Raw genomic sequence first — 22287 nt, 5'->3', positions numbered from 1 at the left:
GAACGAGCCTTAGAGGAAAATTTGATGTACGTAAATCAAAAAAATGCCCCCACGGAGGAACAGGCCCAGTTTCAGCCCTCACGGCTTGTCTGCGTCTCAGGAAATACGCTTGGTGAAAGCCTTGAGAAACCTCACATTTCCACTATCACCATCGGCTTCGGCAAGGACGACATCCATGAAACCGGATGTCACGCGGACAAGCGCGAAACCACCCTTGAAGCTGGCGGTCGGCTTGAACAGATCGAGGCTGCCCTGCCGGTAGATCATCGGCGTATCATGCTCGTGGCCATGGAACAGGCCGATGACATTATAGCCTTGCAAAGCGGCCAGCAGAGCCGTCCGCTGCTCCTCGCTCCACCAGTGCGGTTGTCCGCTGCCGGTGTCATCGAAGGTCATGTGACCCGCGTCCCATCTCTCGATGGAAAACCGATCCCAACCGTAATGCTGGAACAGCACGACCGGCCGGCCATCGGCCGCGAAGGAGGCGAGGTCCTGCTTCAGCCAGTTCAGACCACTGATGGCACCCTTGTTCGTATCGCCGCCGAACCGCTGCAACTGGATGAGGTGCAGCCCGCCCCAATCCCAGGAATAATCATCAGAATCGATATCGTAATTGGCGACAGGGACAGGCGGCTTGTAGAACACCGTCTGGCGATGATTGAGTTCGACATAATCGCGCAACTCCCGCCGGTACCAGTCGACATGCGGCGGGGCGCCATCCTGGTCGAGATCGTGATTGCCGAGGCCGTTGTAGACGGGGACATGCACCTTGTCTGGCCCGACGCCCTGCTGGTAGCGGCTGGAGAACTGGATCAACTGATGGCCTTCCCCCGGCACCTTCACCTGGCCGCCGCCATCGTCCGTCATGTCACCGCCGATGACGAGGCCGAGCGGCACGGTGATCTTTTCTCCCGCACCGGCAAGCCCGGTTGCGACGCCATCAATCTCGCTCGGCCATTCAAATTCGGAAATCCGATTCAGCGCCGCAACATGGCGCAGCAGATTGGCATCCGTCTTGCCCTCCTGCGCGCAGTTGGGGCTCAGCGTATCGCCGGAGATCAGGCAGGCATGGACATCTGCGGCAAAGAGGAAGGTCGCATCGACCGGCGGCACGGCATCTTTCACTTTAGAAGCGGCGAACGCCGGCAGCAGGGATGAAGCGAGGCCGAGACCCATCATCTGGAGAAGCAGAGAGCGCCGCGACAGCGGTATCGGATTGCCGATCATGCAAAATGCCCTGAAGTTTTACCTTCAGGGCATTCTGGACGATATCTGCTTTCGGGTACAGCGGCTTAGTGGCCGCCGCCACCGCCGGCGCCCGTTGGCGCGGGCTGCGGCTTCTTGATCAGGAAGGCGCAGAAGACCAGCGCACCGAACAGGGCGGTGAGGATCAGGAACACGTCGATGAACGACATGATCAGCGCCTGCTGGGTGACCATGCCCGACAGCTTCTGAATGGCGATCGTCGCGCCATCGAGGCCATGGGAATTGTACTTGGCGATCATGTTGTTCAACTGATCCATGGCTTCGGGATTACCCCACTGCACATGTTCCTGCAGGCGCGCGTAGTGCTCTTCCTGGCGCTGGGTCAGGATGGTGTTGATCGCGGCCAAGCCCACGGCGCCGCCGAGGTTACGCGTCAGGTTGAACAGGCCCGAGGCACCGCGGATACGCGACGGCGGCAAGGTTCCGAGCGCAACGTTGTTGATCGGCACCATGCACATCATCAGGCCGAAACCGCGCAGAATCTGCGGCACCAGCAATTCGTAGAAATCCCAGTCGGCGGTCAGCCCGCTCATCAGCCAGGTGCCGGCGGCAAAGCTCGCGAAACCGATGGCCATCATGACGCGCGGATCGAGTTTGGTCGACAGCCGGCCGGCGATCGGCGCCGTGCAGAACATGGCCAGACCCGACACGAACATGGTCTCGCCGATCATCAGCGAATCGTAGCCGCGGATGCGGCCGAGATAAACCGGATAGAGATAGGTCAGGCCGTAAAGCCCGATGCCCATGATGAACGAGAACAGCGAGCCGAAGGCGAAGTTTCGATTGGCAAAGGCCCTGAGATCGACAATCGGGAACTCGACCTTGAAGGCGCGATAGAAGAAGACGATTGCGCCGATTGCCGATGCGATCGCGGCGATCAGGATGGTTTCATCGCTGAACCAGTCGTTCTTGTTGCCTTCCTCCAGCACATATTCGAGCGTCCCGAGGAACACCGCCATCGAGAACAGGCCCCACCAGTCGAACTTCTTGAACAAGTGCAGTTCCGGCTTGTCGAAGTCGATGAAGTTCCAGGTGACGATCGTGACGATGATGCCCGGGATGACGTTGATGAGGAACAGCCAGTGCCACGAAAAGGCATGGCTGAGATAGCCGCCGACGGTCGGCCCGATGGTGGGCGCCAAAGTCGCGACGAGACCGATAATCGGCGACACGATGCTGCGCTTGGAGGGCGGGAAGATGGTGAAGGCGGCCGCGAACACCGACGGGATCATGCCGCCGCCGATAAAGCCCTGCAGCGCCCGGTAGATGATCATCTGGTCGATATTCGTCGCGGTGGCGGCCAGCGCGCTGGCGGCGGTGAAGCCGGCGGCTGAGACGGAGAACAGCACGCGGGTGGAGACGATGCGCGCGAGCGTGCCCGACAGCGGGATCATGATGACTTCGGCGATCAGGTAGGCGGTCTGTACCCAGGCCACTTCATCCGAACCGGCCGAAAGGCCCGCCTGGATTTCCGCGAGCGAGGCCGAGACGATCTGAATGTCGAGGATCGACATGAACATGCCGAAGACCATCGCGAAGAAAGCGATCAGACGCTTCGGATCCATCTTCTCTTCCGCCTTGGCGGTCGAGACAGGCATCGTTCCAGCTGTTGCGGTGGCAGCCATCGGCTTTGCTCCCGGCCTTCTCCTCAGTCAGGTGAGCGAGACGGTCATCGTAATGTGAATATTGAATGCGTCGTCTCGAGCGAGTTCGGGATGTCTTTCCTCATCGGGAATGCCCCTCATCCGCCCTGTCGGGCACCTTCTCCCCGTCAGGACGGGGAGAAGGGACAAGCCGCGAACTCCTAGCCAAGTCCCCTCTCCCCGCGGGCGGGGAAAGGATAAGGGGCTTTTCTCAGGCCGAAATTGCAGGCGGGTTACTGGACCGCTGCGGTATCCTGCGTCTTCGGCGCGGTGCGCGTATCGACATCGACGACGACGCTCAGACCAGCGCGCAGCCGGCCGCTTTCGAGCACTTCCTTCGGGAACACGATGCGGACCGGAACGCGCTGGATGACCTTGGTGAAGTTGCCCGTGGCATTTTCAGCCGGCAGCAGCGAGAAGACCGAGCCGGAGGCCGGCGAGATCGACTGGACGGTTCCGACGATCGGCTCCTCGTCGAAAGCATCGACGTGGATATTGACCTTCGAGCCCGGAACCATGTGGGCGATCTGCGTTTCCTTGAAGTTGGCGTCGATATAAAGCTGGTCGACCGGAACAAGAGCAGCAAGGCGCTGGCCGGCGGACACGAGGTCGCCATCCTGGACCGCCAGATTGCCGACGATACCGTCATACGGTGCCTTCAGGACGGTGAAGCCGAGATCGCGTTCTGCCTTTTCATGCGCGAGTTCGAGCGAGCGGATCGTGCTTTCGGCCTCGGCGCGCTGTGCCTTCAGGACAGCAATGTTGGCCGTCGCCGTTGCAATCGCAGCATCGGCGCCGATGAGGTTTGCCTTCGCCTGGTCGAGCGCGATCGTCGCGCTATCGAGGGAGGCGACCGTACCGACTGCCTTTGACTGGAGGTCACTGGCACGATTGAGCGTGATTTCGGCACCCCGGACGGTCGCCTGAAGGGCTGTCTTCTGGGCCTGCGCCTGCTCGACGCTGGCCTGAGCGCCGGCGATCTGGGCGTCGAAACGCTGCAGGGACAGCTTTTCCGTATCGATCTGCGCCTGCGCCTGATCGGCGGCGATGCGGTAATCTTCCTTGTCAAGCGTGATCAAAGGATCGCCGGCCTTGACGCGCTGGTTGGCGACGACATTGACCTTCTCGATATAGCCGGAAACCTTCGGCGAGATCGAAGCGATATCGCCTTCGATATAGGCGTCGTCGGTCGAGATCATGAAGCGGCCGTTGGTCCACCAGTCGTAGCCGTACCAGCCGCCGGCGGCGAGCGCGGCGATGACGATGACCGGGAACACAAACCGGCGCCGCTTGGGCGTCGCGGCAGGCGCCGCCTCCTGCGCCGGCGCGGCGGCTTCCACGGGCTTTGCAGCCGGCGCTTCCGCTGCGGGTTCGGTCACGACCTCGGCTTCGGGAGTAGTGACCTGCTCCTGCTCAACCTTGAAATCGTTGCCGACGGGGCGAACATGAGCAGCACCTGATTTGCTTGAAACGGACATATTGCGCAACCAGACCTTATGTGAGAAATTCGAACCGAACCGTTCAGTTCGATTGACATAGTGCTAATCTATGCACATATCAAGTCAAATCGAACCAAGCGGTTCGAAAAGTTAAAAAAGAGACAAAGATGTCCGCCACGGAAAACACTGCACGGGAAAATCTGCTCGAAGGCTCCGAGCGCCCAGACGATCGCTGGCCCGCCGGCCGCAAGGTCGCCGGGGAAGATCCTGCGAAACGCGAACAGATCATCGAAGGTGCGAAACGCGTCTTCATGCGGGACGGCTTCGACGCCGCCAGCATGAACGACATCACGCGTGAGGCCGGGGTCTCGAAGGGCACGATCTACGTCTATTTCGAGAACAAGGACGACCTGTTTTCGGCGATGATCGAGCGCGAGCGGGCGATCTTCCTTGCCGCCGTCCGAACCGTTCTGGAATCCAATGAGGATGTCGAGACCGGTCTTTACAAATTCGGCGTCAGCTTCGTCACCCATATGACTGACGAAAAGGTCATCAACGCCATGCGCACCGTGCTCGGCGTCCGCGATCGCATGCCCGACCTGTGTCGGCGTTTCTTCAAGGGACCGGACAACCTGCGCACGGTCCTGCAGGGTTTCCTCGAGCATCAGGTCGATATCGGCAACCTGAAGATCGACGACCTCGATCTGGCCGCAGGCCAGTTCCTCGATCTCTCCAGCGGCGGATTCTTCAAGTTCCGTCTCTTCGGAACGATGGAACACGCGCCGCCGCCGCCGGAAATCCACCGGGTGATCACCGGCGCAGTGCGGGTCTTTCTCGCGGCCTATGGCGCAAAACAAGCCACGACCGCCTGAAATTTGGCAGCCATCCAGCCGCAAATTGCGCAACCGCGATCAAATGAAGCGGCCGGATGATGATAGGATCGCCCCCGGTCGGCTACGGGAGGCGGCATGAATGCAATCGGCAAGGCGCTCTGGTTCATCGAAAGCCATTACGCCACGGACATCTCACTGGAAGACATCGCACGGACCGCGGGCCTCTCCCGCTCGCATCTGTCGCGCGTGTTCGGCATGGCCACCGGCCGGTCGATCAGCTTCTATATTCGCGGACGGCGGCTGAGCGCCGCTGCCCGGTCCCTTGCCGAGGGCGCATCCAGCATTCTCGCAGTCGCCCTTGATGCGGGCTATGGCTCGCATGAAGCCTTCACCCGTGCCTTCCGCGACCATTTCGGCGTGACGCCGGAAGAAGTGCGCAACAGGAGGCATCTTGGCGATCTCGATCTCATGGAGCCGATCCGCATGGACACCGCATCCTCATCGAAGCTTGAAGCACCCCGGTTTGAAACCTGCCCCGCCATGCTGATGGCGGGCCTGCAGCAGACCTATACCTATGACGGTACCGCCGGCATCCCCTCGCTCTGGCAGCAGTTCAACACCCATTTCGGCGACATTCCCGCCCAGATCGGCGACGTCGCCTATGGCATCTGCACCACGCGGGAAGGCCAGGAAGGCAGCTTTCAATACATGAGCGCCGCCCAAGTGCGCGATACCGACGACCTGCCACCGGGTTTCGAGAGCCTGAAACTCCCGGCCCAGACCTACGCGGTCTTTTCCCATCGCGGCCATATCTCGGGCATCAAGGCAACCTGCCATGCTATCTTCAACGACTGGCTGCCGTCCTCTGGCTACAAGCACACGGGTCTTCCGGATCTGATGGAAGTTTATGACGAGCGCTTCGATCCCCATATGGGCATGGGCGTGACGGAAATCTGGATTCCGGTCAGCAATTAACGGTATCCAGGGTCGCCGGATCCTTCGTGGGTGCTTGCCATCGCTCCCTTTCCCCATACATACAAGGGCGTTATTTCACCCGCGCTTCCTTCCGGAGGCGCGGGTTCAACTGTGCACACCTCGAATCGAGGAAGGAACCTCCCCCGATGCAGGATATTCTGCTTCTGCTGCAAGATCCGACCGCCTGGATTGCCCTCATTACCCTGGTCGTGATGGAAGTCGTGCTTGGCATCGACAACCTCATCTTCATCTCGATCCTCACCAACAAGCTTCCGGAAGAGCAGCGCGAAAGGGCTCGCCGGATCGGCATCGGGCTCGCGCTGATCATGCGGCTGGCGCTGCTCGGAACCGTCGCCTGGATCGTGAAGCTGACGAACCCCGTGTTCGAACTCTTCGGCCATGGCTTCTCCTGGAAGGACATGATCCTGATCGCGGGTGGTCTCTTCCTGGTCTGGAAGGCGACCAAGGAAATCCACCACAATGTCGATCCCATCGACCATGAGGAAGCCTTCATCGGAACGGCCGTCAGCACCGGCTTCAAGGCAGCAATCGGACAAATCCTGATTCTCGATCTCGTGTTCTCCGTCGACAGCATCATTACCGCCGTCGGCATGACACCACATCTGCCGATCATGGTCGTCGCCGTCCTGGCGGCCGTCACCGTGATGCTGGTCGCGGCCGGCCCGCTCGCCCGCTTCATCGAGAAGAACCCGACCATCGTCATGCTGGCGCTCGGCTTCCTGCTGATGATCGGCACGACGCTGATCGCGGAAGGCATGGGGCTGCATGTGCCGAAGGGCTATATCTACGCGGCGATGGCGTTTTCAGCGCTGGTCGAAGTGCTCAACATGCTGTCGCGGCGCAAGCGGCAGCGCGACAAGGCCAACAAGCACTGATCAGTGCCCGGAATCAAAAAGCCCCGGGAATCATTCCCGGGGCAATTCGAAGTACGCGCGGTGCGAGGACACGGGCCGAAGGGGTAAAGGAGCTCGACTGCCTTTTCGTTGGCCGCGAAGAGAAACCGGAAAAATCTCCGCGTTCTCCATCTCCCTCGAGTCCGGTTGGCACAGCCCGCTTTCCTCGCGCTGGAATAACGGGCGACGCCGGGGATGGTTCCGTTTTATTTCTCGGCGAGCGCCTTCAGGTTTTCCAGCCCTTGAGAGAAATCACCGCCGATCATCGTGTCCATGTTGAAAACCAGTCCCATGACCTTGGCGATCAGCGGACTCGGCCCATCCATCGCCCAGGTAACAGCAGTCCCCTGCGTTGCCGGAGCAAGCGTGAAGGTCGCGACGTTGTGACCTTCAATCGGGCGGCTGAAATCGAGCTTGATCTGCACTTTAGAGGCTGGGGTCGCTTCCACGATCTCCATCCGGCCGGCACCGACATTGCTGTTGCCGTCCCAGGCATAGACTGCGCCGAGCCCGCTGGCAGGACCGCTCGTCGTCCGCTTCATGGCCGGATCTTTTTTCTCATAGGGCGACCAGGCCTGCCACTCACGGAAATCGGCGATCAGCGGAAAGATTTTTTCCGGTGGCGCATTGATCACCACGCTGCGCTCGACGTGGAAAGTATCGGGTTTGGTCGATGCGAAGACGACCACGGCCAACAAGAGCACGACGATGATGGCAAGGATGATCAGCAGGATTTTCAGCATATCGGGTTCCTGAAACGCGTTGAAATTGTCGACCGGCCTGAGCATCCAAAGCCGGGTCATGAAGGAGAGCGCATGAGAATGCGCTCTCTGAAGGTCTCAATAACTCAGCCGGCATTCTTGAGCGCGGCGACCACGGATGCGAACTTCTCGAGGCTTTCGCTCCAGCCCGCTTCCATGCCGCCGTCGAGTTGCGGCACCAGTTCCTGGGTGATCTGCAGAACATGGGTGTGCAGCGTCATCTCGGTGCGGTCGCCGACCGCGCGCAGGGTAACGGTGTTCAGCAGCTCGATCATCGGCTTGCCATCGCCGTCATCCCAGGTGGTGGTAAACGCGAACCGCTCGTTCTCGACCACTTCCTTGACCACGCCGTTGGACGGGTTGCGCACGCCGTCCTCGCCTTCCATGTGCAGGCGGATGATGCCGCCGGGCCTGAGATCCACTTCGCAAACCGGGGTCGTATAGCCATGCGGCCCCCACCATTGGGCAAGATGATAGGGATCAGTCCAGACCTTGAAGACCAGTGCAACCGGCGCATCGTAGGTCCGCTTCAGGACAAGGTTTGCTTTGTCGGCAGGCACATATTCAGCTCGGGCGTCCATTTCCATCTCCCTTTTGCAGCTGTTGCAGATAGAGACCGAGCTTATCGAGGCTCTCGTCCCAGAATTGTCGGTAATTTTCCAGCCAGGCATTCACATCACGTAGTGGCCCGGCCTCCAGCCTGCAGGGACGCCACTGCGCCTCGCGGCCACGGCTGATCAGCCCCGCCTTTTCCAGCACCTTCAGATGCTTGGAGACCGCCGGCAGGCTCATGTCGAACGGCTCGGCCAGCTCATTGACGGAAGCCTCGCCGGAGGCCAGCCGCGCCAGGATGGCCCGACGCGTCGGGTCGGCCAAGGCGGAAAGCGTCATGCTGAGGCGATCCTGTTGCATCGCATTAAACCAATCAGTTAATTAACTTACAGGTTAATTACATCCGATCAATATCGTTGTCAACGCCGCCCGCTTCAATTTCAAAACCGTGTCCTTGCTTTCCGGCGCAGTTTTCCTTGACGTGCCGGATTGAATATGGTCTCACGCCAGCCACATGGAATGACCGGTATTCCCGCCTGTTCAGGCACCGACCGGGCATTTCCTTCCCTTAAATGCATGCGCCTTCACATCCGGACACTCCTCCCCGGCAGGAAGGCCGAAAGCACGTCAAACACGGGCCAGGATCATGACAGACATACCAGTCCGGGTGCGCATCGCACCTTCCCCCACCGGCGAGCCCCATGTCGGCACCGCGTATATCGCGCTGTTCAACTACCTCTTCGCACAGAAGATGGGCGGTGAATTCATCCTGCGCATCGAAGACACGGACGCGACCCGTTCGACGCCGGAATTCGAGACAAAGGTTCTCGACGCGCTAAAATGGTGTGGCCTGACATGGTCGGAAGGCCCGGATATCGGCGGCCCCTATGGCCCCTATCGCCAGAGCGATCGCAAGGACCTCTACCTGCCGTTCGTCGAGAAGATCGTTGCCAATGGCCACGGTTTCCGCTGTTTCTGCTCGCCCGAGCGTCTGGCCGAAATGCGCGAAGCCCAGCGCGCCGCCGGCAAGCAGCCGAAATATGATGGCCGCTGCCTCAACCTCTCCGCCGAGGAAGTCACCACCCGCATGGCTGCCGGCGAGCCGACCGTCGTGCGCATGAAGATCCCGACCGAAGGCTCCTGCAAGTTCGTCGATGGCGTCTATGGCGAAGTCGATATCCCGTGGGAAGCCGTCGACATGCAGGTCCTGCTGAAGGCCGACGGCATGCCGACCTATCATATGGCAAACGTCGTCGACGACCACATGATGAAGATCACCCATGTCGCGCGCGGCGAGGAGTGGCTCGCCTCGGTGCCGAAGCACATCCTGATCTATCAATATCTCGGCCTCGAGCCGCCGGTGTTCATGCACCTGTCGCTGATGCGCAATCACGACAAGTCGAAGCTGTCGAAGCGCAAGAACCCGACCTCGATCTCCTACTACACCGCACTCGGCTATCTGCCGGAAGCGCTGATGAACTTCCTCGGCCTGTTCTTCATCCAGATCGCCGAAGGCGAGGAAATGCTGACCATGGAGCACCTGGCGGAAAAATTCGACCCGGCCAACCTCTCCAAGGCCGGCGCGATCTTCGACGTGCAGAAGCTGGACTGGCTGAACGGCCGCTGGCTGCGCGAAGGCCTGAGCGAAGAACAGTTCGCCGCCCGCGTTCTCTCCTGGGCGATGGAAAACGACCGGATCCGCCAAGGCCTCAAGCTGTCACAGTCACGCATTTCCAAGCTCGGCGAACTGCCGGATCTGGCGGGCTTCCTGTTCAAGTCCGACCTGTCGCTCGACGCCGCATCCTTCGCCAAGGTGAAATCTACGCCGGAAGAACTGGTCGAGATCTTCAACACAGTTCAGCCGGACCTGGAAAAGATCCTCGAATGGAATGTGGAATCGATCGAGGCCGAGCTTCGCGCGATCTCCGAGCGGATGGGCAAGAAGCTGAAGGTGATCGTTGCGCCGCTGTTCGTAGCGGTCTCCGGTTCGACGCGCTCATTGCCGCTGTTCGATTCCATGGCCATCCTCGGCCGCTCCGTCGTGCGCCAGCGCCTGAAGGTCGCCGGCCAGGTGGCGGCATCGATGGTGGGAAGTGGAAAATAAAGACTGGCTCCCTCTTCTCCCCAGCGGGGAGAAGTGCCGAGCGAATGCGAGGCGATGAGGGGGTGGTGCGGCAGGTTATAAAGCCTGCGGCTCCCCCTCATCCGGCCCTTCGGGCCACCTTCTCCCCGCTGGGGAGAAGAGGAAAAGGCCTCGATCGCAGGAACCTTGAGAACAAAAGCCCTATTGAAGGCAAATAAGATGACCGACAACAAGACCGAAACCGCCCTCTCCTCCGACGTCACCGAAGTGCGCGCCCAGAAGCTGAAGCTGCTGCGCGAGAAGATCGGCGATGTCTATCCGGCGCATTTCCACCGCACGATCACCAATGCCGATCTGGCGAAGAAATACGAGACCCTGGAAGCGGATGTGGTGACCGAGGATGTCGTCACCGTTGCAGGCCGCGTCTACTCGTCGCGCAATTCCGGCATGTTCATGGACATCCATGATGCCGGCGGCAAGATTCAGATCTTTTCCCACAAGGATACGACACCGGAAGAGGCGCGTGCGCTGCTGCCGATGATCGATCTTGGCGACATTATCGGCGTGACCGGCGTGGTGCGCCGCACCAAGCGTGGCGAACTGTCGATCAATGCGCAGGAAATCACCATGCTGACGAAGTCGCTGCTGCCGATGCCGGAAAAGTGGCATGGCCTGTCCGACATTGAGCAGCGCTACCGCAAGCGTCACCTCGACATCATGACCAACGAGGAATCCAAGCTTCGCTTCCAGCAGCGTTCGAAGATCGTGTCCGGCATCCGCCGCTTCATGGAAGATGACGGCTTCATGGAAGTCGAGACACCGATGCTGCACTCCGTCTACGGTGGCGCGACGGCCGAGCCCTTCAAGACGCATCACAACACGCTGAAGCTCGACATGTTCCTGCGCATCGCGCCGGAACTGTATCTGAAGCGCACGCTGGTTTCGGGCCTGACCGACAAGGTGTTCGAGATCAACCGCAACTTCCGCAACGAAGGCGTCTCCACCCGGCACAATCCTGAATTCACCATGATGGAATGCTACTGGGCCTATGCCGACTACGAGGACATCATGGACCTCGTCGAGCGCATGTTCGCGGAGCTTGCCGTCAAGATTCACGGCTCCACCGAGTTCGCCTATGGCGACAAGACGCTCTCATTCAAGGGACCGTTCAAGCGCGTGCCGATGCCCGATGCCGTCAAAGAAGTGACCGGCATCGACTTCCTCGCCATGAAGACCGACGAGGAAGCCCGCACCGCTGCCAAGGCTGCCGGCTTCGAAGTAGAGAAGGACTGGACATGGGGCGAGTGCCTCGCCTTCATCTTCGAGGAAAAGGTCGAGGGCACGCTGATCCAGCCGAGCCATGTCACCCATTTCCCGAAGGACATCTCGCCGTTTGCCAAGGAAGTGCCGGGCGAACCGCGTCTGGTCGAGCGTTTCGAGACCTATTGCAATGCCTGGGAACTGGGCAACGCGTTCTCGGAACTCAACGATCCGGAAGAGCAGCGCAAGCGCATGGTCGAGCAGCTGGAGCAGGCCCATGCCCGCGGCGAGAAGTCGAAGCAGCTCGACGACGAGTTCCTGGATGCCATCGACCAGGGCATGCCGCCGGCCGGTGGCCTCGGCATTGGCGTCGACCGCCTGACCATGCTGCTCACCAATGCCCCGTCGATCCGCGACGTCATCCTGTTCCCTGCCCGCAAGTCCAAGGCGGACTGAGGCGGGGAGAAGGCTCTCACATATCAGTGCGCTTCAGCGCTTTCCTGATGGCCGTCGGCTTCTGCCGGCGGCTTTACTGTTTCAGCGCCGTGGGTAACCGGTTCCGTCGAGACGTCATGCGCAGAAACGGCTTCCGCGCCGTGGGCCGACACTGCTGCTTCCTCTCCATGAGCGGCCGGCTGCTCACCATGACCCGGTTCGACGGCAACATGGCTTTCAGCCTCCGGCTCCACCGGCGTTTCCTGATCGCCATGGCCAGGGGCGCCGGCTTCCTCGCCATGGGCAGCCGGGGCTTCACCATGACCGGTTTCGGCGGCGCCGTGCGCCTCGGCAGCCGGTATGTCTGCCTCGTCACCACCCAGAACCATGGCCTTCATCGAATTGAAGAAGCCTTTTTCCTCGGCTTTGCTTTCTTCATGAGCCGGGGCAGCCGTCTCCCTATGTGGGGGTGCTGCGGCTTCTTCTGCATGTCCGGCAGGCGATTCTTCGTGTGCGTTTTCAACGGCACCGTGTCCACCGGCTTCGGGCTTCGCGGCCTCGGCCGGCTTCTCGTCACCACCCCAGACCATTGCCAGCATCGAGCCGAGGAAACCCTTATCCTCCGCCTTGCCTTCCTCATGACCGGACGCCGCCTCTTCATCATGGGCGGGTGCTGCCGCTTCGTCTCCGTGTTCGGCCGGCGCCTCGCCGTGGCTCGTTGCGGCCTCCTCGCCGTGGCCGGCCTCTTCACCATGACCGGCCGCTGCCTCGCCGCCGTGGGCGTCGCTGCCTTCGGACGGCGCGACCTTGCCATGTCCGCCACCGGCGGCAGCCGCTTCTGCAGCGGCGGCGGCAATGGGATCGAAGCATTCGGACTTGTCGTCCATGGCTGTCAGCGTGGTCTTGATCTCTTCGGTCGAGAGGTCGATCTCTCGACCATAGAACATGCCGGCCTCGTTGGCCTTGGCGCTGTTGTAGCGGGCAACGAAGGGCGTCGTCATGCCCGGCACCTTGGACGGATTCGGCGCGAACAGGACTTCGGCACCGATCGCCGGCCCGCGACGGTCGGCGCGATCGGTCGGGCCAGCCTGATCGAGGATCGCCACCTGGTAGAGATCGGCCTTTTCCGCCTTGACCAGCAGGCCAGCGATGCGCAATGCGGTGCGGACGCGATCGACGCCATCGGCACTTTCGGTGCTGACATATTTGCGGATCCAGCGCTGGCCGTTGCGGCGCATCTTCAAGGTTTCGACATCGGTGCAGGCGATGCCGGAAAGCGCCGGTTCATCCGCGTTTTTGCCACCGAGAAAACTTTCCTTGCCCGAATAGACGGCATAAGCGCCGGATGCGCCGCCAAGGACCAGAACGCCAGCAAGGACGAACATGACCTTCCGGGGAAGGCGTATCTTCTTGAAGATCGACTTCACGCGAACCGCTCCGTCATCTCATCTACTCCATGACCGATCATCGGAATGCCACGCATCCGGACGGATGCAGGGCCTGCCCCGCATTTGATTGTACAGCCGACCTTACCCTTGCGACGTTTAGGAAAGTTTAAGCATGACGGCGGTTTTGCTTTCTCGGCGAAGGGATTTGCTCCGTTCTGACACTTTGGCCGACGTGGTCCTGTGAAATCGGTTGCTCTTGGCCGCCGCGCCGCTAAAACCGTTGCATTCAACGTGATCGACACAGGGATATTTCCAGCATCATGGCGCGCATTGGCATTGCAGGGGCAGGCATCATCGGATGCGGCACAGCCATCCATCTGATCGAAAAGGGCCACGAGGTCACCGTGTTCGAAAAGGACATTGGCGGTCTGCCGGCCTCGGTCGGCAATGCCGGCATCCTGGCTGTCCCGGAAATCGATCCGCTGGCGCGTCCAGACATGATCCTGTTCGCCCCGAAATGGCTGCTCGATCCGCTCGGCCCGCTGACCCTGCGCTGGCAGGATTTGCCGGCGCTGACCCCTTGGCTGGTCAATCTGCTGCTGGCGGCGACACCGGCGCGGGTCGCCCGCTCACGGACCGCATTGCTCGGCCTGATGCGACAGGCGCTCAACGCCCACGAGGATCTGGCCCGCATGACCGGGCTGTCCGGCCATATGAAGCAGAGCGGCGCCCTGACGATCTTCGACACGCCCAAGGCCGTCGAAGCTGCCTATCGCCATGAGAACGAGAATGCCGCCCTGCTCGGATACGGGGTCGAAAAGCTCGACAGCACACAGGCCCGCGCCCGCGTTCCGGCGCTTGAAGGACAGTTCGCCGGCGGTGTGTTTTCCAGCGGCTACCAGACCTTCCTCGATCCGCTCTCGCTGCTGCGGCACCTGCAAGCCCATATTCGCCAGCGCGCAACGCTCGTCGATGCGCCGGTGGACGCCGTCCGCTCCGACGCGAGCGGCGTGACGATCAAGGCGACCGGGCATGAGCAGCAGACCTTTGACAAGGTGGTGATCGCAGCAGGCGTCTGGTCGCGGGACCTCGTTCGCGGACTGGGGTTGAAAGTGCTGCTCGAAAACGAGCGCGGCTATAACACCACGTTTACCGATCCGCAGGTGACGCTTGAACTGCCCGTCTTCTTTGCCGAGCATGGCTTTGTCGCCACGCCACTGCACCGAGCCTTGCGCGTCGGCGGCGCGGTGGAACTGGCCAAGCCGGACGCTCCGGCGAATTTCGCGCGTGCCGCAGCCATGCGCCAGAAGATGCGCCGCTACGTCCCAAGCCTGCCGGAAACCGGCGGCAAGGAATGGATGGGGCGCCGTCCATCGACACCGGATTCGGTGCCAGTCATCGGCCTGAGCCCCCAGGATCCGCGCATCGCGCTCGCCTTCGGCCACGGTCATCTCGGCCTGACGCTGTCGGCGATCACCGGCCGGAAAATCACCGAACTGCTGGAAACAGGGCCGCGATCCGACCTTGAGCCCTTCAGCATCGCCCGTTTCCAATAGGCCCGATTGACTTTCAAGGCCGTGCCCTTTTCACTCGCGCAAACTGCGGACATATTTCAAGACAACGAAAAGAAGATATCATGCACAAGGTAATTTTCGATACGGACCCGGGCGTCGACGATGCAATGGCGCTGCTTTTCCTGCACAATCACCCCGAGATAGACCTGATCGGCATCACGTCCGTTTTCGGCAATGCCTCGATCGAAACGACCACCCGCAATGCGCTCTATCTGAAGCAGCAGTGGAACATCGCCGCCCCCGTCGCCAAGGGACTTGGAGAAACGCTCGACCCGACCCGCCCGCATGTCGAGTGGCCGACTGCCATCCATGGTGATGACGGGCTTGGCAATATCGGCGTGCCGGAAACGGTCGATCTCGCCTGCGATCCGCGCCCGGCACATCGTTTCATCATCGAGACCGTTCGCGCCAATCCAGGGGAAGTGACCCTCGTCGCCGTCGGCCGCATGACCAATCTGGCGTTGGCGCTGCGGGACGATCCGGATATCGCCGTGCTGGTGAAAGAGGTCGTCATCATGGGCGGCGCCTTCGATGTGCCGGGCAACATCACGCCGGCGGCGGAAGCCAATATCCATGGCGACCCGGAGGCGGCCGACGTGGTGATGACCGCACCCTGGCCCGTCGTCGTCGTCGGTCTCGACGTGACGGAGCAGACCGTCATGACCCGTAAGCGGCTGGCCGACATCGTCGCTGCCGGCGGCAAGCAGGCGAAGCTGCTGTCCGACATCTCGCAATTCTATATCGAGTTCTATGAGCAGCATGTCGAGGACGGCATGGTCGTGCATGACAGCTGCGCCTGCGTCTATGTCGTCGCGCCGCACCTCTTCACCCTGCGCAGCGGCGCGATCCGCGTCGTTTGCGGCGGCCTCGCCGATGGCGAGACCATCCAGAAGGCCGACGACCAGCTGTTTCCGCCGAGCGCCTGGGACAATCTGCCGAGCCAGAATGTCTGCACCGGCATCGACGCGGAAGCCGTGCTCGATCTGATCTCCAAAACGCTGGCGCTGGAGCCCGCCGCCTGAGCATAAAAATTCTGCCGTGATAGCTGGCAGCCTGTCGATTGCCAGCTATCTTCGTTTTCATGAAACCGGAAACGCTGCTCTACCCCACGCCCAAGGGTCTCTATTGCGAGAAGGGCGGCTTCTATATAGATCCCGTCCAGCCCGTCGAACGGGCTCTCATCACCCATGGCCATGCCGACCACGCACGCTCCGGCCATACCCATGTGATGGCGACGCGCGAAACACTCGATATCATGCGCATCCGCTATGGCGAGGCGTTCTGCGTCGACACCCAGGAAGCCGTACTTGGCGCACGCACCACCATCGGCGATGTAACCGTCAGTTTCCACCCGGCCGGCCACGTATTGGGTTCCGCACAGATCGCCGTTGAGGCCAACGGCACCCGCATCGTCGTCTCAGGCGATTATAAAAGACGACGCGATCCGACCTGCCGGGGATTTGAGCCCGTCCCCTGCGATGTCTTCATCACCGAAGCGACCTTCGGTCTGCCGGTCTTTCATCATCCCGACGACAAGGGCGAGGTTGCGAAACTCCTTACCTCGCTTCGGCAATTCCCCGAGCGGGCGCATCTGGTCGGGGCCTATGCGCTCGGCAAGGCTCAGCGGGTCATCGCCCTGATGCGGGAGGCGGGCTATGACGAGCCGATCTTCATCCACGGTGCCCTGACGAAGCTCTGCGACTACTATGAAAGCGAAGGCATTGCGCTTGGCGACATCCGTCCTGCGACATTGGCGCCGAAGGAAAAACAATCCTTCGCCGGCTCCGTCGTCATCGGCCCGCCATCGGCCTTTGCCGACAAATGGGCGCGGCGCTTTCCCGATCCCGTCTCGATCTTCGCATCCGGCTGGATGCTGGTACGCCAGCGGGCAAAACAGCGCGGCGTCGAATTGCCGATGATCATCTCCGATCACTGCGACTGGCCGGAACTGCTCGACACGATCACCGAGATCAAACCCGGCCAAGTCTGGGTCACGCACGGGCGCGAGGAAGCGCTGGTGCGCTGGTGCGAGTTGCAGAGGATCGCCGCCCGGCCCTTGCACCTTGTCGGTTATGACGACGAGGGGGAATAGCCATGCGCGCCTTCGCCGAACTTCTCGATCGCCTCGTCCTCACCCCGCAGCGCAATGCCAAAATCACGCTGATGGCGGACTATTTCCGCAAGGCGCCCGATCCGGACCGGGGCTATGCGCTTGCGGCGATCGCCGGCACGCTGACCTTGAAGACCGTGAAGCCGAACATCCTGCGGCAGCTGGTGCTCGAGCGGATGGACGAGGTTCTGTTCCGCTATTCCTATGATTATGTCGGCGACCTCGCCGAGACGATTTCGCTGGTCTGGGAGAAGCCGAAGGGCGAGGACATCCCGCCGCTCGACCTGTCGCTCGGCGCCGTCGTCCACCAGCTGGAAACGGTGGGGCGGGCCAATGTCCACGGACTGGTCCGCAACATGCTGGACCAGTTGGAGGGATCGAGCCGCTTCGCCTTTTTGAAGCTGATCACCGGCGGCTTGCGGATCGGTGTTTCGGCCAGGCTGGTGAAGCAGGCGCTGGCCGATATCGGCAATGTCGATGTCACGGAAATCGAAACCCTGTGGCACGGTCTTTCACCGCCCTATACGTCTCTTTTCCGCTGGCTCGACGGCAGCGGCGAGAAGCCGGAACTGGATATGCCGGCCGTCTTCCACGCTGTCATGCTCGCCACACCGGTTGGCGACAACGACCTTGCCGCGCTCGATCCGGCGGATTTTGCCGCGGAATGGAAATGGGACGGTATCCGGGTACAGCTCGCCAATGTCGGTGGCACGCGCAGGCTCTATTCGCGCAGTGGTGACGACATTTCCGGCGCCTTTCCCGATATCCTGGAAGCCGCCGATTTCGAGGGGATTATCGATGGCGAACTGCTGGTCGGCGGCACCCTGCGTTCCAACAGCGCGACCCGCACCTTTTCCGACCTGCAACAGCGCCTCAACCGCAAGACCGTGACGCGCAAGATGCTGGAGGATTACCCGGCCTTCATTCGCGGTTACGACCTCCTGTTCTCCGGCCGGCGGGATATTCGACCGGAAACCTTCGTCACCCGCCGTGCGGCCCTATCCGAACTGATCGAGAAAGCGGCGCTATCGCATTTCGACCTGTCGCCGCTGGTGCCGTTTTCCAGCTGGGAGGAACTGGACCGGCTGCGCGCCGATCCGCCCGATCCGGTCATCGAGGGCATCATGCTGAAGCGGCTGGATTCGCCCTACACATCCGGACGCTCGAAAGGCCCTTGGTTCAAGTGGAAGCGCGAGCCTTACAATGTCGATGCCGTGCTGATGTATGCGCAACGCGGCCATGGCAAGCGCTCCAGCTATTATTCCGACTTCACCTTCGGCGTCTGGACAGAAGTTGAAGGAAAAGATGTGCTCGTGCCCGTCGGCAAGGCCTATTTCGGCTTCACGGATGCGGAACTGGAGGTTCTGGACCGCTATGTCCGCAACAACACGATCGAGCGCTTCGGCCCGGTACGCTCCATTCGCGCAGAACCGGACCACGGCTTCGTCGTCGAAGTGGCCTTCGAGGGCATCAATTTCTCCAGCCGGCACAAATCCGGCGTCGCCATGCGATTCCCACGTATTTCCCGCCTGCGCACCGACAAGCTGCCACGCGACGCCGACCGGTTGGAAACGTTGCTGGCGATGATTGGAACAGCAGAAACGCCATAGGTAGCGCCGGATTGGCGGAACCATTCCAGCGACAGATGGTTAGACGGCATCATCAAGCAAAAGGATCACGATGATGCCTGCGAAATCCCAAGCCCAGCAGAAAGCCGCCGGCGCAGCCCTGTCCGCCAAGCGCGGAGAAACGAAGAAATCCGATTTGAAGGGTGCCTCCAAAAGCATGGAAAAATCCATGACCGAGAAGGAGTTAAAGGACTTGGCCGAAACGGACCGTAAAAGCCTTCCGAAGAAAAAGACTTCCAAGTAAATACCCGCATCCCGGGGTTGCGACGCGCACATATTGTTAAGACGACTTTGCGACAATGCACGCCAATTGCTGTCAGCCTTAGAACAGCATTGGGGATTTCGTGTTTCGGGACTGTCGCGCGTGCTCAGAAAATCAACAATCGTTCGCCTGCTGAAACCAAGCTATCTGCCGACCTATGTCGCGCTGATCGTGGTTGTCGTTGCCGGCATTTTAGCCGAGCAGCAGAACCGTGCACTTCATGCCGGCAAGATGCGCGAAGCCGTTGCGGCCGAAATCAGCCCCATCCGCTCCCGGCTCGAAGCCAATATCAACGGCGACGTCCAGCTGGTCCGTGGACTGATCGCCACGATCTCGACAGAGCCCGGCATGGACCAGAAGCGGTTTTCCGATCTCGCCCAGAACCTTTTCAACGAACGTACGCGCCTGCGCAGCATTGCCGCCGCGCCCAATCTGATCGTTTCCATGGTCTATCCGATGAAGGGTAACGAGAAGGCGCTGGGACTGAATTATCGCACGAACGAAAATCAGCGCGCCGCTGCCATGCGCGTGCGCGACACCGGCAAGATGGTGCTGGCCGGTCCGTTGAATCTCGTCCAGGGTGGTCAGGGCCTGATCGGCCGTTTTCCTGTCGAAGCACCGGTTGGCGGCCAGTCGAACCGCTTCTGGGGCATGGTCTCGGCCGTCATCGACGTCCAGCGCCTCTATCGCGACAGCGGACTGTTGTCCGAAGGGCTCGACCTCGATATCGCCATTTCCGGTCGCGACGGACTTGGCGAGGAAGGTGCACTGTTCTTCGGGGACAGCAAGGTCAAGGGCGCCGATCCGGTCGAAGTCAATGTCCTGCTCCCGGGTGGTTCCTGGGTGATCAGCGCGATCCCGAAGGGCGGCTGGGTCGATACGCCTGAAAATTCCTGGACCGTTCGGGCGCTGATTGCTCTGGGTGCGCTTTTCATTCTCGTCCCGATGTTCATCACCGGTCGCCTGACGGAGGAACGGCAGCGCAATATCCGGGTGCTTGAGCACAACAAGGACCAATTGCAGGAACTGTCGCACCGCCTCAAGATGGCACTCGATACCTCTGAAATCGGTATCTGGGAGCTGGACATCAACTCCGGAAAGCTGCTCTGGGATGATCGGATGAAGGAGATGTACGGGCTCCAGACCGGCGCCCGCGAAGTCTATGAGGACTGGCGCGACGCCCTGCATCCCGACGATCTGAAGCGGGCTGAGGAAGAGTTTCGCGGCGCGCTTCTGCACGGCGACAGCTATGTTTCGCAATTCCGCATCCGTCTGAGCGGAAACCGCACTCGCCACGTCCGCGCGGTCGGCTCGAAATATATCGGCGCCGGCGGCCGGGAGAAGATCGTTGGCGTCAACTGGGACGTCACCGCCGACGTCGAAAAGAACGAACGGCTTGAAACGGCCAGAGGCCAGGCGGAGGCACACAGCGCTGAGCTGGAAGCGGCACGCCATCGCATGGAGTTCAACGCCCTTCACGATCCGCTGACGGCTCTGCCGAACCGGCGATACCTCGATCAGATCCTGGCGGATAAGCAACCGCGGGCCGCGACCCATGGTCTCGCGAGCATGTTCCACATCGATCTCGATCGCTTTAAGGAAATCAACGATACGCTCGGCCACGCGGCCGGCGACGAAATCCTGCGCCATGCCGCGCACATCCTTCGCGCCAACACCGCAGAGGGCGATTTCGTCGGACGTATCGGCGGTGACGAGTTTGTCATCATTTCCCATAACGGCGGCATCGAGGGCCATGACACCGATCTTGCCGAGCGTATCATCGACGCGATGAGCACGCCGGTTCTTTACAAAGAGAAGGAATGCCGGGTCGGCGTCAGCATCGGCATCGCCCACCAAAGCCACCCGGAAGAGGAACTGACCCATGTTCTCGTCAATGCCGACATCGCGCTTTACGAAGCCAAGCGCCGCGGCCGCAACCGGCATGAAGTCTTCACGCATTCTCTGAAGACGGCTGTCATTCAGACCAAGCAGACTGCCGACGAGATACTGCGCGGTCTCGAGCAGAACGAATTCATCGCCCATTTCCAACCGCAGTTCTGTCCCGTCACGCTCGACATCATCGGTGTCGAGGCACTGGCACGCTGGGATCACCCGACCAAGGGCCTGCTGGCACCCTACGCCTTCCTGAAAACGGCCGAGGACATCAACGCGCTCGCCGAAATCGACCAGCGTATCCTCGAACAGGCTCTGTTCCAGTCCTGCCGCTGGGAAGCGAGCGGCATCAAGATCCCGAAGATTTCGGTCAATCTATCGTATCACCGTCTACACGATGAAAAGCTGATCGACCGGCTGAAGCAGATGAACATTCCGAAGGGCAAGGTATCGTTCGAACTGCTGGAATCGATTTCCTTCGACGAAAGCGACATGACGGTCCTGTCGAATATCGAGCAGATCAAGAACCTCGGCATCGACATCGAAATCGACGACTTCGGTACCGGTTATGCCTCGATCGTCAGCCTCCTGAAGCTGACACCGCGCCGCCTGAAGATCGACCGACAACTGGTGCTTCCGATCCTGACCTCGACGAAGCAGCGCCAACTGGTCGCGTCCATCATCGATATCGGCACGTCGCTGGGCATTGAGGTGATCGCCGAGGGCGTCGAAACCATGGAGCACGCGCGGATCCTGCAGGAACTCGGCTGTTACGGGCTGCAGGGCTACGCGTTCGCGCGGCCGATGAGCGCCAATGATCTCGCCAATTTCGCGCGCGAACGCCGCTGGCTGGCCGCCTGATCCTATCCATCTTCTGCTGATTCGCGCGAACGGGCGCTGGTCCGGCTTTGGGCCGACCGGATTGCGGGCGCTGGCTGCGTGGATCGGCCAAAAACCATGTATCGAATTGTTTCTCGATACATGGTTTTTGTATTGCCGCATTTCCTCTTCATTTCAGTATTTCTGGCGGATGTTTCCGGATGATCGATGCGTCCGGGACAGAACGAGAGATACCGTCTTTGGCCAAATGGAAGATTGTCGCCTCCCGCGTCCCGGAAAGGAAACAGAGCGTACGCTTCCGGCACGTTCCCGGCCGTTTCAAAGAAAAATTTTGCGCGGATTGCGCTATTGCCACTGTCGTTTCCGTATTTCCAGAATGTTTCCGCTCGCGCTGACTGCAGGAAACGAGTGATGAATTCTCGAAGATTGCG

General features: G+C 60.8%; 19 protein-coding genes. 12 read left to right on the top strand and 7 right to left on the bottom strand.

The annotated features are described in order from the left end of the window. Positions 1-96: 96 nt before the first annotated feature. From ASG68_RS14655 to ASG68_RS14645, 3 genes are all read right to left on the bottom strand, one after another. Positions 97-1176 (bottom strand): metallophosphoesterase, encoded by a 1080-nt coding sequence (locus tag ASG68_RS14655; RefSeq protein ID WP_413814020.1) that lies wholly within the window; start codon positions 1174-1176, stop codon positions 97-99. Between the two features lie 116 nt (positions 1177-1292). Beyond that, on the bottom strand, positions 1293-2891 hold the full coding sequence (locus ASG68_RS14650) for a DHA2 family efflux MFS transporter permease subunit (protein WP_062583896.1): 1599 nt from the start codon (positions 2889-2891) through the stop codon (positions 1293-1295). Between the two features lie 251 nt (positions 2892-3142). Next, on the bottom strand, positions 3143-4387 hold the full coding sequence (locus ASG68_RS14645; RefSeq protein ID WP_062584050.1) for an HlyD family secretion protein: 1245 nt from the start codon (positions 4385-4387) through the stop codon (positions 3143-3145). A 128-nt stretch (positions 4388-4515) separates the two neighbouring features. On the opposite strand from ASG68_RS14645, the gene ASG68_RS14640 reads away from it, so the two are divergent. The 3 genes from ASG68_RS14640 to ASG68_RS14630 all read left to right on the top strand — a co-directional run bounded on the left by ASG68_RS14640 (position 4516) and on the right by ASG68_RS14630 (position 7052). Continuing rightward, positions 4516-5220, top strand: a complete 705-nt coding sequence (locus ASG68_RS14640) for a TetR/AcrR family transcriptional regulator (RefSeq protein ID WP_082478441.1) — start codon at positions 4516-4518, stop codon at positions 5218-5220. A 96-nt stretch (positions 5221-5316) separates the two neighbouring features. After that, positions 5317-6156, top strand: coding sequence for an AraC family transcriptional regulator (locus tag ASG68_RS14635; RefSeq protein WP_062603260.1), 840 nt, complete (start codon positions 5317-5319; stop codon positions 6154-6156). A 146-nt stretch (positions 6157-6302) separates the two neighbouring features. Continuing rightward, on the top strand, positions 6303-7052 hold the full coding sequence (locus ASG68_RS14630; protein ID WP_062583894.1) for a TerC family protein: 750 nt from the start codon (positions 6303-6305) through the stop codon (positions 7050-7052). Between the two features lie 224 nt (positions 7053-7276). Here the strand turns inward: ASG68_RS14630 and ASG68_RS14625 are convergent, their stop codons facing one another. The 3 genes from ASG68_RS14625 to ASG68_RS14615 form a co-directional block, all read right to left on the bottom strand. Continuing rightward, the gene (locus ASG68_RS14625) at positions 7277-7813 is read right to left on the bottom strand and encodes an SRPBCC family protein (RefSeq protein WP_062584048.1); all 537 of its coding nucleotides are present in this window, start codon (positions 7811-7813) and stop codon (positions 7277-7279) included. 104 nt (positions 7814-7917) lie between these two features. Next, on the bottom strand, positions 7918-8412 hold the full coding sequence (locus ASG68_RS14620; protein WP_062603258.1) for an SRPBCC family protein: 495 nt from the start codon (positions 8410-8412) through the stop codon (positions 7918-7920). After that, positions 8396-8743 carry an ArsR/SmtB family transcription factor gene (locus tag ASG68_RS14615; RefSeq protein WP_062583892.1) on the bottom strand — a complete coding sequence of 116 codons (348 nt, stop codon included), beginning with the start codon at positions 8741-8743 and terminating at the stop codon, positions 8396-8398. Before ASG68_RS14615 ends, ASG68_RS14620 begins: the two co-directional genes overlap by 17 nt. Positions 8744-9029: 286 nt before the next feature. On the opposite strand from ASG68_RS14615, the gene gltX reads away from it, so the two are divergent. After that, the gene (gltX, locus tag ASG68_RS14610) at positions 9030-10487 is read left to right on the top strand and encodes a glutamate--tRNA ligase (RefSeq protein ID WP_062583891.1); all 1458 of its coding nucleotides are present in this window, start codon (positions 9030-9032) and stop codon (positions 10485-10487) included. A gap of 198 nt (positions 10488-10685) precedes the next feature. Beyond that, positions 10686-12182: a lysine--tRNA ligase gene (gene lysS, locus ASG68_RS14605; RefSeq protein WP_062583890.1), complete on the top strand. Its 1497-nt coding sequence runs from the start codon at positions 10686-10688 to the stop codon at positions 12180-12182. Between the two features lie 23 nt (positions 12183-12205). On the opposite strand, the gene ASG68_RS31925 is transcribed toward lysS, so the two are convergent. Further along, positions 12206-13588, bottom strand: coding sequence for a hypothetical protein (locus tag ASG68_RS31925; RefSeq protein ID WP_200943298.1), 1383 nt, complete (start codon positions 13586-13588; stop codon positions 12206-12208). Positions 13589-13869: 281 nt separating this feature from the next. Here ASG68_RS31925 and ASG68_RS14595 point away from each other — a divergent pair, with 281 nt between their 5' ends. The 7 genes from ASG68_RS14595 (at position 13870) to ASG68_RS32050 (ending at position 22268) form a co-directional block, all read left to right on the top strand. Next, complete coding sequence (locus ASG68_RS14595; RefSeq protein ID WP_062583889.1) at positions 13870-15105, top strand: NAD(P)/FAD-dependent oxidoreductase; 1236 nt, start codon at positions 13870-13872, stop codon at positions 15103-15105. A gap of 80 nt (positions 15106-15185) precedes the next feature. After that, the gene (locus ASG68_RS14590) at positions 15186-16145 is read left to right on the top strand and encodes a nucleoside hydrolase (RefSeq protein ID WP_062583888.1); all 960 of its coding nucleotides are present in this window, start codon (positions 15186-15188) and stop codon (positions 16143-16145) included. Between the two features lie 59 nt (positions 16146-16204). Next, on the top strand, positions 16205-17215 hold the full coding sequence (locus ASG68_RS14585) for a ligase-associated DNA damage response exonuclease (protein WP_062584047.1): 1011 nt from the start codon (positions 16205-16207) through the stop codon (positions 17213-17215). A 2-nt stretch (positions 17216-17217) separates the two neighbouring features. Beyond that, a complete protein-coding gene (locus tag ASG68_RS14580; protein ID WP_062583887.1) occupies positions 17218-18843 on the top strand; it encodes a cisplatin damage response ATP-dependent DNA ligase in 1626 nt (541 codons plus the stop codon). 73 nt (positions 18844-18916) lie between these two features. Continuing rightward, positions 18917-19105, top strand: a complete 189-nt coding sequence (locus tag ASG68_RS14575) for a DUF3008 family protein (RefSeq protein WP_062584046.1) — start codon at positions 18917-18919, stop codon at positions 19103-19105. Positions 19106-19225: 120 nt separating this feature from the next. Beyond that, on the top strand, positions 19226-21877 hold the full coding sequence (locus ASG68_RS14570) for an EAL domain-containing protein (RefSeq protein WP_244484241.1): 2652 nt from the start codon (positions 19226-19228) through the stop codon (positions 21875-21877). Then, positions 21831-22268, top strand: a complete 438-nt coding sequence (locus ASG68_RS32050) for a hypothetical protein (protein ID WP_156373860.1) — start codon at positions 21831-21833, stop codon at positions 22266-22268. Before ASG68_RS14570 ends, ASG68_RS32050 begins: the two co-directional genes overlap by 47 nt. Positions 22269-22287: the final 19 nt, after the last annotated feature.

Source organism: Rhizobium sp. Leaf453 (genome assembly GCF_001425605.1).
GTDB lineage: Bacteria > Pseudomonadota > Alphaproteobacteria > Rhizobiales > Rhizobiaceae > Pararhizobium.
Note: the sequence above shows the minus strand (reverse complement) of the source record. Positions and strands in the feature narration are given on the sequence as shown.